Annotated in this window: 11 protein-coding genes; 9 read left to right on the plus strand and 2 right to left on the minus strand. The window is 63.0% G+C overall.

Annotated features, from left to right (window positions below; all coding sequences use genetic code 11):
- The first annotated feature begins 191 nt into the window (after positions 1–191).
- The 6 genes from ACTJI2_RS09835 to ACTJI2_RS09860 all read left to right on the plus strand — a co-directional run bounded on the left by ACTJI2_RS09835 (position 192) and on the right by ACTJI2_RS09860 (position 10,285).
- Positions 192–3,230, plus strand: a complete 3,039-nt coding sequence (locus ACTJI2_RS09835) for a TonB-dependent receptor (protein ID WP_440841972.1) — start codon at positions 192–194, stop codon at positions 3,228–3,230.
- A 343-nt stretch (positions 3,231–3,573) separates the two neighbouring features.
- Positions 3,574–6,618, plus strand: a complete 3,045-nt coding sequence (locus ACTJI2_RS09840) for a TonB-dependent receptor (RefSeq protein ID WP_183643948.1) — start codon at positions 3,574–3,576, stop codon at positions 6,616–6,618.
- A gap of 67 nt (positions 6,619–6,685) precedes the next feature.
- Positions 6,686–8,257 (plus strand): sulfotransferase, encoded by a 1,572-nt coding sequence (locus tag ACTJI2_RS09845; RefSeq protein WP_440841973.1) that lies wholly within the window; start codon positions 6,686–6,688, stop codon positions 8,255–8,257.
- Between the two features lie 59 nt (positions 8,258–8,316).
- Positions 8,317–8,880, plus strand: a complete 564-nt coding sequence (locus ACTJI2_RS09850) for an RNA polymerase sigma factor (protein ID WP_183644831.1) — start codon at positions 8,317–8,319, stop codon at positions 8,878–8,880.
- Positions 8,877–9,374, plus strand: coding sequence for a hypothetical protein (locus ACTJI2_RS09855; protein WP_440841974.1), 498 nt, complete (start codon positions 8,877–8,879; stop codon positions 9,372–9,374). Before ACTJI2_RS09850 ends, ACTJI2_RS09855 begins: the two co-directional genes overlap by 4 nt.
- A gap of 20 nt (positions 9,375–9,394) precedes the next feature.
- Positions 9,395–10,285, plus strand: coding sequence for a DUF4097 family beta strand repeat-containing protein (locus ACTJI2_RS09860; protein ID WP_440841975.1), 891 nt, complete (start codon positions 9,395–9,397; stop codon positions 10,283–10,285).
- 97 nt (positions 10,286–10,382) lie between these two features.
- Here the strand turns inward: ACTJI2_RS09860 and ACTJI2_RS09865 are convergent, their stop codons facing one another.
- Positions 10,383–11,213 (minus strand): XOO1806 family protein, encoded by an 831-nt coding sequence (locus ACTJI2_RS09865; RefSeq protein ID WP_183644828.1) that lies wholly within the window; start codon positions 11,211–11,213, stop codon positions 10,383–10,385.
- 152 nt (positions 11,214–11,365) lie between these two features.
- The gene (gene hslO, locus ACTJI2_RS09870; protein WP_440841976.1) at positions 11,366–12,262 is read right to left on the minus strand and encodes an Hsp33 family molecular chaperone HslO; all 897 of its coding nucleotides are present in this window, start codon (positions 12,260–12,262) and stop codon (positions 11,366–11,368) included.
- A gap of 74 nt (positions 12,263–12,336) precedes the next feature.
- On the opposite strand from hslO, the gene mtgA reads away from it, so the two are divergent.
- The 3 genes from mtgA to ACTJI2_RS09885 are packed head-to-tail and all read left to right on the plus strand — an operon-like array spanning position 12,337 to position 14,534.
- Positions 12,337–13,110 carry a monofunctional biosynthetic peptidoglycan transglycosylase gene (gene mtgA / locus ACTJI2_RS09875; RefSeq protein ID WP_440841977.1) on the plus strand — a complete coding sequence of 258 codons (774 nt, stop codon included), beginning with the start codon at positions 12,337–12,339 and terminating at the stop codon, positions 13,108–13,110.
- A 7-nt stretch (positions 13,111–13,117) separates the two neighbouring features.
- Positions 13,118–14,146 carry a glycosyltransferase family 2 protein gene (locus ACTJI2_RS09880; RefSeq protein ID WP_440841979.1) on the plus strand — a complete coding sequence of 343 codons (1,029 nt, stop codon included), beginning with the start codon at positions 13,118–13,120 and terminating at the stop codon, positions 14,144–14,146.
- Positions 14,106–14,534: a CBS domain-containing protein gene (locus ACTJI2_RS09885; protein WP_141453858.1), complete on the plus strand. Its 429-nt coding sequence runs from the start codon at positions 14,106–14,108 to the stop codon at positions 14,532–14,534. The genes ACTJI2_RS09880 and ACTJI2_RS09885 overlap by 41 nt, the downstream gene beginning before the upstream one ends.
- Position 14,535: the final 1 nt, after the last annotated feature.

Here is a 14,535-nt window from a genome sequence, read left to right on the forward strand (position 1 = left end):
GCTTGAATTCATATTACGCGACTCTAAAAACATTAACTTATTGATATATAAAGAAAAAATAAGAGAAAAGATAATTTCAGTTACGGTTCAGGCTGTGAAAATTGCGTTACTCTCACTGTCAGCCGGCTCATAGAAGCCGGCAATCCTTTTGGCTTCCAAACATTTCTTGGAACAACAGAGAGAGAGAGTCAATGCGTAATCGAAAGTCCAGTCTCGTTCATGCCAGCATCAAGCGGACCGCCCTCAGCCTCGCACTCGGCGCCTGCTTCGTGGGCGGCGTTCACGCGCAGTCCAATACTTCGGGTGCCGTCGTCGGTCAGGCCGCCTCGGGCGATACCATCACCGTCGTCAACCCGAGCACCGGCTTCACCCGCACCATCACGGTCGGCGGAGATGGCTCCTATCGCTTCTCTGCATTGCCGACGGGCAAGTACACGGTGACCCGCAAGGCGACCGATGGCAGCACCTCGAGCCGCGACATCTCCGTGAACATCGGTACCGCGGCCACGGTCAGCTTCGTCAGCGCCGGCGGCGGCGATGCGACCACCCTGGGTGCGGTTACGGTGACCGGTACCGGTTTCATCAACCCGATCGATGTCTCCTCGGTTGAGTCCACCACCATCCTGACCTCCGAGCAGATCGCCAAGCTGCCGGTGCCGCGCGATATCACCAGCGTCGCACTGCTGGCTCCGGGTACCGTCCGCGGCGACGCCGCGTTTGGCAACCTGGCTTCCTTCGGCGGTGCTTCGGTGGCCGAGAACGCCTACTTCATCAACGGCTTCAACGTCACCAACTCGTTCCGCAACCTCAACTTCGCCCAGGTTCCGTTCGAAGGCATCGCTGAGCAGCAGATCAAGACCGGCGGCTACGGCGCCGAGTTCGGTCGTTCGCTGGGCGGCGTGATCAACCTGGTCACCAAGCGCGGTAGCAACGAGTTCCATGCCGGTGGCAATGTGTTCTACAGCCCCGACAGCATGCGTTCGGCGGTACCGAATGCCTACCTGCGCAACGGCACCCTGCGTTCTGACAATTCCAAGGATTCCGAGGAGAACGCGACCGTGGCCGTGTGGGCCAGCGGCGCGCTGGTCAAGGATCGCCTGTTTGCCTATGGCCTGCTGCAGTACGGCCGTACCGAAGCCGATTCCTGGGGCAACGTCCTGGCCTTCAACAACACCTACAACGAGACCAAGACGCCGACGTGGCTGGCCAAGTTGGACTGGTACCTGACCGACAACCACGTCCTGGAACTGACCGCGTTCTCGGACAAGACCGAGACGGATTCGGACGTGTACGGCAATACTCCCGGCGTGCTCAATCGCACGGGCAAGATTGGCACCGTGTTCACCGAGAACGGTGGCGAGAACTACGTCCTGAAGTACACGGGTTATCTGACCGACAACTTCACCCTGTCCGCCCTGTACGGTCATGGCGAGTTCTCGCGCTCGGTCCGCATGCGTACGGCAAGTGGCCTGGACGTTTCCTACGGCGGTGACCTGAACGTGCCCGCAACCGGCTGCCCGGTGATCGTGGATGCGCGTCCCGGCTATCGTCGTGCGCTGACGGGCACTTACGGCAGCACCTGCAACATCAGCGCCAACATCCCCTCGCTGGCCGGCGCCATCGATCGCGTTGACTCGGGCGATACCCGCGACCAGTTCCGTATCGACGCGGAATGGCAGCTGGGCGACCACCTGGTGAAGTTCGGCTTCGACCTGGATGATTACGAGTCCATCGCCGGTACCTCCATCGAAGGCGGTCGTGCATGGCGCTATTCGACGATCGACCCCGATACCGTTGCCAACAGCGGTGACGAAACCGACATCGTGCGCGAGCAGATCGTCAACCAGGGCGCCACGGTCAAGGTCGAGCAGCGGGCGTTCTACATCCAAGACAACTGGAACATCACCGACAACTTCATGGCGTATGTCGGCCTGCGCTGGGACAGCTTCAACAACAAGAACGGTGCCGGCCAGAGCTTCGTCAAGATCGACAACCAGTTCGGCCCGCGCCTGGGCTTCTCCTGGGACGTGAATGGCGACTCGACCTTCAAGATCTTCGGTAATGCCGGTCGCTACGCGCTGCCGCTGACCCCGAGCGTGGCCGTGCGTGGCGCCAGCGCCTCGCTGTTCACCCGCCAGAACTTCAACTACGTCAGCGTTGACCCTGTGACGGGCGCGCCGATTGATCCGGTGGCCCGTGGTCCGCTGAGCTACATCAACGGCGAATTCGGCGTTGGCAAGAATCCGGCGACCATTGCCGCGAAGAACCTCGATCCGATGTATCAGGACGAGTTCATCCTGGGTTTCCAGGCGCAGCTGACCGACCACTTCTCGCTGGGTGTCCGCGGTATTTATCGTGACCTGAAGCAGGCGATCGACGATACCTGTGACTACTCTCCGATCATGGCGGCCAACGGCTTCGAGCTGACGGATGATGGTTGGGTGAACGCGAACGGCGACGTCGCCAATATCCCGGGTGCGGGCTTCCCGTACTGCCGCATGTTCAACCCGGGCAAGGACGCGGTGTTCGTGACCGATCTGTTGGGCAATGGCCAGCTGACCACCAACACGATCGATGGCGCCCTCCTGAGCCCGAAGGCCAAGCGTACCTATTCCGCGATGGAAGTCTTCTTCGAAGGCAGCTGGGATAACTTCTTCCTGCAGGGTTCGTACACCTACGCCAAGAGCAAGGGCAACACCGAAGGTGGCGTTAAGTCGGACATCGGCCAGGATGACACCAGCGTCACGCAGGACTTCGACTACCTGGAGCTGACCACCGATACTTATGGCTACCTGCCGAACGATCGTCGCCACAGCCTGAAGGTGTTTGGTAACTATCAGTTCAACGAAGAGTGGTCACTGGGTGCGAACCTGCTGATCCAGTCCGGTCGTCCGGTGAACTGCCTGGGCGTTCTGACGCTGCCGGACGGCTCGCTGCATGGCTATGGCGCGTCCTTCATGCGTTGCAACAACGAGGCGGTTCCGCGCGGTACCGCAGGCCGCCTGCCGTGGACCAACTCGGTTGACCTGAACCTGGCCTACCGTCCGTCGTGGGCGGAAGGTCTCCAGTTCAAGGTCGACGTGTTCAATGCGTTCGGCTCGGACAAGTACACCTCGGTGAACGAGATCGGCGAAGACGGCACCACCGGTGCCCGTTCGGAAACCTATCTGTTGCCGGCATCGTTCCAGGCTCCGCGCTCGGTACGCTTCATGGTCCAATACGATTTCTAATCAAAGTCAGAAAAAATAGAACCACAGAGTTGCTTGAAGGCCACCCCTAGGGGTGGCCTTCTTTTTTTTGCATCGCACCATTGAGAATCCAGGTTACGTACTGAATGGCCTTTCACAGGAGGAATGCAAATATTAATTAAAGCGATTTGATGCGCGAGCAGGGCATGCCAAGCGTAATTCGGAACAAAAACGACGGATTAGTTCGGCTTTGTACGTGACTGATGAAGAACGAAACGACCGGCGCTTTTAAAACCTTAAATAAGCGTTATTCTCGCCGCGCCAGATGTACGTGGCATGGGTTGGGTAGGCCAAGTCTTTAATTCATCTTCGCGGAGAGAGAAGCATGGTTGCCAAAACGAATATCAGCAAAATGCGTATGAAAAGAACCACGCTCGCACTTGCCCTCGGCTTGTGCGTCGTGGGTGGGGTCAATGCGCAGTCAAATACCGCCGGCGCGATCGCGGGACGAGCCAACGCCGGGGACACCATAACCGTTACCAACCCGAACACCGGTTTCTCGAGAACGATCACGGTGGGGTCGGACGGACTCTATCGCTTCTCGGCGCTTCCAACCGGCCAGTACACGGTCACCAGCAGCGCGGGAGGTTCCCGCAATGTGTCGGTCAACGTGGGCGTGGCAGCCAATGCGGACTTCGTCAGCCGCGGCGACGGAAGTGCCACGACGCTGGATGCGGTGACTGTGGTCGGAAGTGGCTTCGTCAACCCGATCGACGTTACGTCGGTGGAATCGACCACCATCCTGACTTCGGAGCAGATCGCGCGTATTCCTGTTCCGCGAGATACCACCAGTGTCGCACTTCTTGCACCGGGCACGGTGCGTGGCGATGCTGCGTTCGGCAACCTGGCTTCGTTCGGCGGTGCATCGGTTGCGGAAAACCAGTACTTCGTCAACGGCTTCAATATCACCAATTCGTTCCGAAGCCTGAATTTCTCTCAGGTTCCTTTCGAAGCGATACAGGAACAGCAGATCAAGACGGGCGGTTATGGCGCTGAGTTTGGCCGTTCGCTGGGCGGCGTGGTCAATCAGATAACCAAACGTGGTACCAACGAGTTTCATGCGGGCGCCAACGTCTTCTATACGCCGGAAAGCCTGACTTCCAATCCGCGCAACGTCTATCTGACTAACGGAACGCTGCGCGCAGACAACTCACGCGATGAAACCTGGAACGCAACCACCGCGGTTTGGGCCAGTGGCGCGCTGATAAAAGACAGGCTCTTTGCGTATGGCCTGGTCCAGTATGGCCGTACCGAGGCCGAGGCATGGGGCAATATCCTGGCTTCGACCAATACCAGCACGACAACCAAGAATCCGAACTGGTTGTTGAAGATGGATTGGAACATTACCGATAACAGTTTGCTGGAATTCACCGCTTTCTCCGACAAGCAAAAGCAGGATGCCGATACCTATCTCAATACCGTGGGTAGGGTGGATCGAAAGAACTACATCGGAACGCTGCACAGCGAGCAAGGCGGCGAGAACTACGTGCTGAAGTACACCGGGTACTTCACCGACAATTTCACATTGTCCGCTCTCGCCGGACACGGTGAATTTTCGCGTAGTCAAAGCATCAAGACGGCGAGCGGCGAGAACGTCAGCTACAACGGCAACCTTAACCAGCCAGTTGGCGGTTGCCCGTTCATTCTCGATGTCCGCCCGGCCTATCGGCGTGCAGCTACCGGTGGGGCGTACAGCAGCCAATGCAACATCGGCGCAGGCGCTTTGCTGCAGGCTGAAAATTCAAAGGACACCCGTGATCAGTTCCGCCTGGACGCCGAATGGCAGTTGGGCGACCACCTGTTGCGCTTTGGTTATGATCTGGACGACTACGAGTCCGTGGCGGGCCAGGCAAATGAGGGCGGCCGCCTCTGGCGCTACTCGACGGTCGATCCCACCCCGGGCGTGGACGGTGCGAACTCCGGCGATGAGTTCGATATTGTCCGTGAGCAGATCACCACGTCGGGAGCAAAGCTGAAGGTCAAGCAGCGCGCGTTCTATCTGCAGGATAGCTGGAACATTACCGACAACTTCATTGCCTATCTTGGTGTTCGCTGGGACAGCTTTGAGAACTTGAACGGCAGCGGACAGACATATGTCAAGATCGACAACCAGTTCGGCCCACGCCTGGGTTTCTCTTGGGACGTGAATGGTGACTCGACCTTCAAACTGTTCGCCAACGCCGGTCGCTATGCACTCCCTTTGACGCCGAGCGTTGCCCTGCGTGGTGCGAGCGCCTCCTTGTTCACGCGGCAGAACTTCAACTTCACGGGTGTTGACCCCGTCACGGGTGCGCCGCTGGGATTGACTCCGCGTGGCACCACCGGTCCTGCTTTCATCAATGGCGAAGATGGCCGCGGAAAGAACCCCGCGACGATTGCATCGAAGACGCTGGATCCGCAGTATCAGGATGAATACATCATTGGTTTCCAGGCCGCATTGACCGAGAACCTGACGTTGGGCGCTCGCGGTATTTTCCGTGAGTTGAAGCAGGCGATCGATGACAACTGCGACTACACGGCGATTCTGGAATACGCGGAAGCCAATGGCCTGGATCCGGTAATCCCGAATCCCGGCTTCCCTTATTGCCGCATGTTCAATCCGGGTGAGGATGCGGTGTTCGTGACTGACATCGAAGCCGACGGTACCCTGCGCACCATCACCATCCCCGGAGACCGTCTCAGCCCCAAGGCAAAGCGTACCTATTCGGCCTTGGAAATTTTCGCCGACGGCAATTGGGAAAAGTTCTTCCTGCAGGGTTCCTATACCTATGCGAAGAGCAAGGGCAACACCGAAGGTGGCGTGAAGTCGGATATTGGCCAGGCGGACACGAACGTGACGCAGGACTTCGACTACATCGAGTTGACGGAAAACACGTATGGCTACCTGCCTAACGACCGCAGGCATAGCCTGAAGCTGTTCGGCAACTACCAGATCACCGAAGAGTGGTCGGTGGGCGGCAACTTGCTGATCCAGTCGGGGCGTCCGTACAACTGCATTGGCGTCCTCGATCGCGACCCGAACCGTGCCGCCGGTGACCCGCCGAGCCTGCCGGCGCCGGACGGTACCTACAATCCGCATCCGTACGGAGCCTCGTTCTTCCGCTGCAACAATATTCCAGTGCCGCGTGGTACTGCGGGGCGGTTGCCTTGGACCAGTACGTTCGATTTGAACGTGGCCTATCGGCCATCGTTCGCCAAGGGGCTGCAGGTCAAGGTCGATGTATTCAACCTGTTTGACACGCAGAAAGTGGTGGCGGTGAACGAGATTGCCGAAGACCAGGCATCCGGTCTGCCCGTTGAAACATACCTGGCGCCGGTGACATTCCAGGCACCGCGTTCGGTCCGCTTCATGATTCAGTACGACTTCTAAGGTCTTCAGACCTTTCTCAAACAGGAGGCGGCCACCTTGGGGTGGCCGCCTTTTGTATGATCAAGGCATGAATTCATCGATTTCCGAGTTATCCCAGCGTGCGGAACAACTGGCCGGACAGGGCAATTGGCATGCGGCACGGGAAGCCTACAAGGCGATTCTCGCGCGGCAGCCCGGGCATGCAGGGGCATTGACCCAGCTTTCATATGTCGAATCCCTGCAAGGTCACTACCGGGCTGCTCGGGAATATGCATTGGGCGCGGCTGCGGCGAAGCCCAGAGAACTTCCGGTGCTGGCCGAACTCGCCAAGCGCCTGCGCACATTCAACGAGGCCGAGGTCTTGCAGGACTGCCTGCGTGGGCTGGGTGGCCTGGATCGGGTTCCGATCCCCTTGCTGCTGGCCTTTGCCGCCCAGCTGAGCTACCTCAATCGGCAGGAAGATGCCCTGCGGCTGCTGGACGAAGCCAAGCGCGCGGATCCGGATTATCCGCCGACGCTGATGGCGCGCGCGCAGATCCTGACCTATCTGGGTCGGTTCCAGGCGGCAGAACAAGACCTCCAGTACTGCCTGCGGCGCGCACCGGAAATCGCCCAGGCGTGGTGGCTGGTTTCTCGCCTGCGCAAGCAGAGCAAGGATGCGAACCATGTGGACCGGTTGCGCCGCCTGCTGTCCGCGCCGGGCAAGCGCCCGGACGAGGTGGCGCTGCTGGCCTATGCGCTGCACAAGGAGCTGGACGACATCGGTGATTTCGCCGGCGCGGGCGAGGCATTGACGCTGGCCTGCCGGGCCAAGCGGTCGACGCTGAAATATCAGGGCGAGGAATCGCGGCGGCTGGTCGATGCGCTGATCGCGCTTCCCAGGGGAACGGGCGATATGCGGACGCCGGGCGAGTCCGATGCGGGACGCGTGCCGATCTTCATCGTCGGCATGCACCGCTCCGGTACCACCCTGCTGGAGCAGTTGCTGGACGGGCATGGCGACATCCACGGTGTCGGCGAGTTGTACGACTTCACCAGCCAGATGCGCTGGGCGACCGACTACCACTGCCGAGGCGTCATCGACGAGACGCTGGTGCGGAAGGCGGCGGCGGGCGTGGACTATGCCGCGGCGGGGCAGGGCTATCTGCGGAAAATGGAATGGCGGCTGGGGAAGGAGCGCTTCTTCACCGACAAGCTGCCCTCCAACTTCCTCAACATCGGCTTCATCTGCCAGGCGTTGCCGCAGGCGAAGATCCTGCACATGGTCCGCGACCCGGTGGAGACCTGTTTCTCCAATCTACGCGAGCTGTTCTCCGACGCCAATCCTTATTCCTACGACCAGGACGAACTGGCGTACTACCATCGGCAGTACGGGCGCCTGATGGCGCATTGGCGCCAGGCTTACCCCGGCCGGGTACTGGACGTGGACTATGGCCGGCTGACCCGCGATACCGAGACGGTGCTGCGGGAAGTGGCCGATTTCTGCGGCTTCGAATTCGAGCCGGGCATGCTGGCGCTGCAGGAGCGGACCCGCGGGGTCGCGACGGCCAGCGCCGTGCAGGTGCGTGACCGGGTGGTCGCGCTGGAACGGCCCAAGTGGGCGCCCTACGAGGACTACCTGCAGCCGCTGATTCGCGGTCTGAGGGCGGAAACGGCTTAAACCTTTCCCGTCGGCGGCACATCCAAAGGGATATGCTGAACGCCGCCGTGACCGACCTGATGACCGACACGACCGCCCTGGCGGCCGCCGAGACCGACAATGGCCTGGTCCGGGCCGCCGTCGGCGGCGACATGCGCGCCTTCGAAGCGATTTACCGCCGGCATGCCAGCCGCATCCATGGCGTCATCCAGCGCCTGGTCGGTGGCCAGGGCGTGCGTGCGGATGACCTGACCCAGGAAGCCTTCGTGCGTGCCTGGCAGGCACTGCCAAAGTTCCGTTTCGAAAGCGCTTTCAGCACCTGGCTGCATCGGCTGGCGGTCAACACCGCGCTGATGGAACTGCGCTCGCGCCGGTCGCAGCCGCTGTTCGATGAAGACGAGGACCGCCTGGACGATCTGGGCATGGCCGATTCCGCGGGCCACCAGACCGCGCTCTCGCTGGATCTGGAACGGGCGGTGGCGACGCTGCCGCCACGCGCGCGCGCGGTGTTGGTGCTGTACGACGTGGAAGGCTGGAAACATGAGGAAATCGCCAGCGAACTGGGCATGGCGGTTGGCAGTTCCAAGGCGCAACTGCATCGCGCCCGGCAACTGCTGCGCGAAAGATTGGGAGTAGAAGCATGAATGAAGAAAACGATCGCCTGCGCTGGCAGTTGAAGGGCCTGCGCCAGGATGTTCCACCGTCCCGCGACCTGTGGCCGGGTATCGCCGCCCGCATTGCGGAGCTGCCGCAGCCGTCCACCGGGTCTTCGGCAGGCCGGGAACGAGTTGCCAGCCTGCCTTTGCGCGCGCGCCGGCTGGTGCCCTGGGCGATGGCGGCTTCCGTCCTGTTGACCGTGGGCTTCCTGTGGCAGGCCACGCATCTGACATCGCCCCAGGAGCCCCTGATCAGGCAGGAAGCGGCACAGCTGACCCGTGATTACCAGGGAGCGCTGGCGCAGATCCAGGGAGCAGAGGCTCACCCGGAACTGGGGGGCGCCCTGCAGGAGCTCGATCGCAGCGCCGAGGAAATCCTTGCCGCGCTGGACCGCGCACCCAACACGCGCTTCCTGCTCGAGCAGTTGCGCCGCACCTATGCCAAGCGCCTGGCGTTGACCCAGCGCGCAATGATGAGTTGACCAAGGAGCCTCCCATGTACATGTTCAGAACTTCCGTGCTGCTGCTGTCGCTGGTCATGGCATGTCCGGCACTGGCCGGTACGCCGATCAACGAGAGTCGTCCGCTGGATCCGCGCGGGCGCGTGGACGTCAGCAATCTCAAGGGACGGATCCAGGTCCGCACCTGGGACCGGCCCGAGGTCAAGATCACCGGTACCCTGGGGGCCGGGGTCGAAAAGCTGGAGATCGATGGCGGTGGCGAACACCTGAATGTCTCCGTCGAGTACCCGAATGGCGGTGGCTGGGGGGAGCGTCGCAGCGAACCGACCGATCTGCAGCTCATGGTGCCGCTGCGCGCGGACCTCGAGATCGATTCGGTGTCGGCCGACGTCGATGTCGAGGGCGTGGCGGCGGGTTCGCTGTCGATCGAAGCGGTCAGCGGCCAGGTGGTGGCGATCGGCGCGCCGCGGAGCGCGGACATCAGTTCGGTCAGCGGCGATGTCCGCCTGACCCTCAACAGCGCGGAAGTCGATGCCCAGACCGTCAGTGGCAGCCTGACCCTCAATGGACGCCTGAATGGCGAGGTCACCGTCGAGAGTGTCTCCGGCAACGTCAATGTCACCGTCAAGGACGAGCGCCTGCGCGAATTCAAGGCCAATACGGTCAGTGGCGATCTCCGGGTCAGTACCGGTGTGGCGCCCAAGGCGGAGTTCCACATGGAGACCGTCAGCGGCAACGTGTTGTTGATCGTGCCGAAGAGCCTTTCGGCCTCGGTCCGGGGTGAAACCTTCAGTGGCGATCTGCGTGCGCCGGGGGTGAAGGTCGAGCGTGGCGCCGGGCCGGGCGCCAGTTTCCAGACCCGCTACGGCAGCGGCGATGGCGACATCAGCCTGGAGACCTTCTCCGGCAATGCGGAGCTCCGCTTCGAGTAAGCCGCATCGGTATCCGGAAAGCAGAAAGGCCGCGGAAATCGCGGCCTTTCCTGTATCCGGGTTTTGTTGCGAGGAACCGTTCCGGGAGCCCGGTGAATCAGAGATCCTGCTCGTAGCGCACGTAGGGCACCGTGCCTTCGTCGGCCTTGTCGTTGCTCAGCGAGAACGGATTCTTGCCGCGGCTGATGACGTTTTCCGCGCCCACGGTCAACTGGCCGCTCCACGGGGTTCGCCAGGTGAAGCCCAGGCCCAGGCCTTCCCACTTGCCCGGCTGGCCCGGCACATCGATGACGCGGCCGATGATGTTGGCACTGAAGGGACCGTAGCCGCCGCCAACCGTGAAGGTCTTGCTGTTCCAGTGATCGGCGATCGCCGGCAGGTCCGACGCCGGCACCAGGCGGGCGCGGGCGACCGCGCCGCCGATGGAGACGAAGCCTTCGCGGCCGATGTTCTTCTCGCCGAACACCGCCAGATCGTTCTGTTCGACGCGTCCGCCGGAAACCTTGCCACCGGATAGCCAGACGGGAAGGGTGTCGCGACCGGTGCCGGCCGACAGGCCGAGACGGCCGCCGGGACGGCTGAGGGTCGCACCGGCGCTGATGCGCTGGCCGTTGGCTTCATCGCTGTCCAGTGCCGCCAGCATGCAGTGGCTGGCCAAGCTGCCGATGTTGCCGACGATGCCGCTCTGCCGGTTGCACACCAGGCCCAGCGAATCGCCGGCTTCCAGGCCGAAGGCCGCGCTCAGCGTGTTGCTGCCGAAGCGCCAGCGCGCGCCCGCGGAGGCTTCGCCGGTGGGCTCGAGCAGCAGCACGGCTTCGACCTTGCCGTTGGCGTTGTTCAGGATGGGGAGTGCGGTCGGCGCGGCGCGCTCGGACTTCTTCTGCTTGGTCTGCGCAGCCGCGCCCGTCGCCACGCCAAGGGCGAGCAGAACGGCTAACGGTAGTCGCAGATGACACAGTTTCATGGCTCGCTTCAGACCCCGATCGTTGACACGGAGTTCCCCTCCCGAAGGGGAACTGATGCTATGCCGTTTATGTTTCTTTAACAAGTCCCCAAGACCCGCCTGCTTCCAAAATAACGCTACTGGAGCCTGACCGGGGCCTCGATTCCGACCGGCGGTTGGACAAAAAGTTCCGCGATCTGGTTGGTATTAAATTGGTATTTTTGGCCGCAGAACTCGCACCGGACCTCCGCCGTCCCGTCCACCAGCGCGGCGTGGGCTTCTTCTTCCCCCAGCGACTGCAGCATGGCCGCGACCCGTTCACGGGAACAGGAGCAGCCAAAGCGCAGTGGCCGTTCGGCCATCCGTTCGGGAGCTTCCTCATGGAACAGGCGATGGACCAGCAGATGAGGAGCAGTGGCCAGCAGTTCGTCCTCGGACAGGGTGTCGAACAGCGCGCCGACCCGGTGCCAGCCGTCGGCGTCGCCCTCGTCGCCGGGCAGCTTCTGCAGCATCAGGCCGGCGGCGCGTTCGCCGTCGCTGGCCAGCAGCAGGCGGGTCGGCAACTGCTCCGACTGGCGGAAGTAGTCCTCGAAGGCCCCGGCCAGCGATTCGGCGTCCAGCGACACCAGGCTCTGGTAGCGCTGCGGCTCGCGCGGGTCCAGGCCCGGGTTCTCGATGGTGATGGCCAGCAGGGCGTCCTCGCCGAGGTCGCGCAGGTCGCGCGGGGCGTCATGGCCGTCCTCGAGTTGGGCGATGCCACGCAGCGTGCCCGCCGCCGTGCATTCGGCGAACAGGGTGCGCAACGACGCGCGGCTGCGCAGTTGGATGGAGAGGCGGCCATCCACCTTGGTGTGTCCGGTGAACAGCACCGCCGCCGCGCTGGCTTCGCCCAGCAATGCCGCGGCGGCGGGCGGATAGGCCTGGTGCGAAAGCAGTTCGCGCCACGACTGATCCAGGTGCACGGTCACGCCGCGCACGCCGGCTTTGGGCAGCAGGAAACGGATCTGGGTGTCGTTGTCGGGGCTGGGGTTCACGAGGACTCCGGGATGCGGGAAAACCGGCCGCATCGGCATAATGCGGCATTGCGATGGCAAAGGATGGTGTGACGATGGGGGCGAATCCGGCCTTCCTCAAGACGGCGGGCCAGGAAGGGGGCGGGAAACCGATCCGCCGCCGACGCCGCTGGGGCCGATGGCTGTTGGCGCTGCCGTTCCTGTTCGCGGCGGCGAGCGTCCTGCAGGTCGTGGTCCTGCGCTTCGTCGACCCGCCGCTGTCGGCCTTCATGGTCGCGCGCCAGATCGAAGCCTGGTCCGAGGGCGACTGGGGTTTCCGCATCCAGCATGCCTGGCGGGATCTGGACAGGATTGCGCCGAGCCTGCCGTTGTCCGTGGTGGCGGCAGAGGATCAGAACTTCGCCGGGCACAACGGTTTCGATTTCAAGGCCATCGAGAAGGCGCGCGCGAGCAATGCCAAGGGGCGGCGGCTGCGCGGCGCCAGCACCCTCAGCCAGCAGGTCGCCAAGAACCTGTTCCTGTGGCAGGGCAGCAGCCGGCCTTCGCGCTGGGTACGCAAGGGATTCGAGGTCTGGTACACCTTGCTGATCGAGACCTTCTGGCCGAAGTCGCGGATCCTGGAAATGCACGTAAACATCGCCGAGTTCGGCGACGGCGTCTACGGCGCCCAGGCGGCTGCCCGCCGCTACTGGGGCAAGGACGCATCGCGCCTGTCGCCCGCCGAGAGCGCGCGGCTGGCGGCGGTGCTGCCAGCGCCGCGCCGCTACAACGCGCGCAATCCCGGGCCTTACGTGCAGCGCCGGGCCAACTGGATCCAGCGCCAGGTCCGCCAGATCGGTGGCACCGGGTATCTCGAGCAACTGGACTGAGCGAGCCATGAGCGATGATCTGCTGACGGTGGTGGTCGCGGCGCGCAACGAAGCCGATGCGCTGCCGTTGCTGCACCCGCGGCTGGCGTCCACGCTGGAGGGCATGGAAGGCAGCCTGCGCGCGCGCGTGGTGTACGTGGACGACGGCAGCACCGATGCGACCTGGGCGGTCATGCAGCGGCTGGCGGCGCAGGATCCGCGGGTGTCGCTGCTGCGGCTATCGCGCAACTTCGGCAAGGAGGCGGCGCTGACCGCCGGGCTGGATCAGGTCCACGCGGGTGCGGCGATCATCCTGGACGCGGATGGGCAGGACCCGCCGGAACTGATTCCCCGCTTCGTCGAACTTTGGCGGCAGGGCTACGACAACGTGCATGGCACCCGCAGCGAACGCGAAGGCGAGGGCTGGCTCAAGCGTTCGACCGCGCACCTGTTCTACCGCGTCATCGGCCGGCTCTCCAAGACGCCCATTCCGGCCGACACCGGCGATTTCCGCCTGCTGTCGCCGCGCGCGGTGGAGGCGTTGCGCGGGTTGCGTGAGCGCCACCGCTTCATGAAGGGGCTGTTCGGCTGGGTGGGCTACCGCCAGACCGCCATCGCCTACCGGCGCGAGCCGCGGCTGGCGGGCGACACGAATTTCGGTTTCTGGAAGCTGTGGAACTTCGCCCTGGAGGGCATCACCAGCTTCTCCACCGCGCCCCTGCGGGCGGCGACCTACCTGGGTGTACTGACCGCGCTGCTGGCGTTCCTGGCCGCGCTGTGGGTGGTGGTCAAGGCGATGCTGTGGGGCGACCCGGTGGCCGGCTGGCCGACGATGATGGCGGTCATCCTGTTCCTGGGCGGCGTGCAACTGGTCGCGCTGGGCATCATCGGCGAGTACCTGGGCCGGCTTTACGAGGAGTCCAAGCAGCGCCCGCTGTACCTGGTCGATGTATGGCAACCCGGCGCCGCAGGAGTATCCTTGGGCCAGCCCTCTCGACCATCCGATGGAGGCAGTCATGCGCACGGTACGCCAGCTGTTGGGGGCCAAGAGCCCTGAGGTTTTCGCGGTTTCTCCGGATGACTCGGTACTCGATGCCATCAAGCTGATGGCGCAGAAGAGCGTGGGCGCGGTGTTGGCCATGCAGGGAGCCAGACTGTGCGGCATCGTTTCCGAGCGTGACTACGCACGCAAGGTGGTGCTGCAGGGGCGTTCCTCGGCCAATACGCCGGTGCGCGACATCATGACCGGGCGGGTGATCACCGTCGGCCCGGACGACACGGTCGATCGCTGCATGCAGATCGTCACCGAACACCGCATCCGCCACCTGCCGGTGCTGGAAGGCGATCGCGTGGCCGGCGTGATCTCGATCGGCGATCTGGTCAAGGCGGTGATCGAGGACCAGCAATTGGAACTGGACCAGCTGCAGCGCTACATCGCCAGCTGAC

This window comes from Pseudoxanthomonas sp. 22568 (assembly GCF_052044485.1).
Lineage (GTDB): Bacteria > Pseudomonadota > Gammaproteobacteria > Xanthomonadales > Xanthomonadaceae > Pseudoxanthomonas_A > Pseudoxanthomonas_A beigongshangi.

Excerpts from the sequence above, each read along its gene's own strand:
- ACTJI2_RS09835 (WP_440841972.1), top strand. The coding sequence starts at position 192 with ATGCGTAATCGAAAGTCCAGTCTCGTTCATGCCAGCATCAAGCGGACC.
- ACTJI2_RS09840 (WP_183643948.1), top strand. The coding sequence starts at position 3,574 with ATGGTTGCCAAAACGAATATCAGCAAAATGCGTATGAAAAGAACCACG.
- ACTJI2_RS09845 (WP_440841973.1), top strand. The coding sequence starts at position 6,686 with ATGAATTCATCGATTTCCGAGTTATCCCAGCGTGCGGAACAACTGGCC.
- ACTJI2_RS09850 (WP_183644831.1), top strand. The coding sequence starts at position 8,317 with ATGACCGACACGACCGCCCTGGCGGCCGCCGAGACCGACAATGGCCTG.
- ACTJI2_RS09855 (WP_440841974.1), top strand. The coding sequence starts at position 8,877 with ATGAATGAAGAAAACGATCGCCTGCGCTGGCAGTTGAAGGGCCTGCGC.
- ACTJI2_RS09860 (WP_440841975.1), top strand. The coding sequence starts at position 9,395 with ATGTTCAGAACTTCCGTGCTGCTGCTGTCGCTGGTCATGGCATGTCCG.
- mtgA (WP_440841977.1), top strand. The coding sequence starts at position 12,337 with ATGGGGGCGAATCCGGCCTTCCTCAAGACGGCGGGCCAGGAAGGGGGC.
- ACTJI2_RS09880 (WP_440841979.1), top strand. The coding sequence starts at position 13,118 with ATGAGCGATGATCTGCTGACGGTGGTGGTCGCGGCGCGCAACGAAGCC.
- ACTJI2_RS09885 (WP_141453858.1), top strand. The coding sequence starts at position 14,106 with ATGCGCACGGTACGCCAGCTGTTGGGGGCCAAGAGCCCTGAGGTTTTC.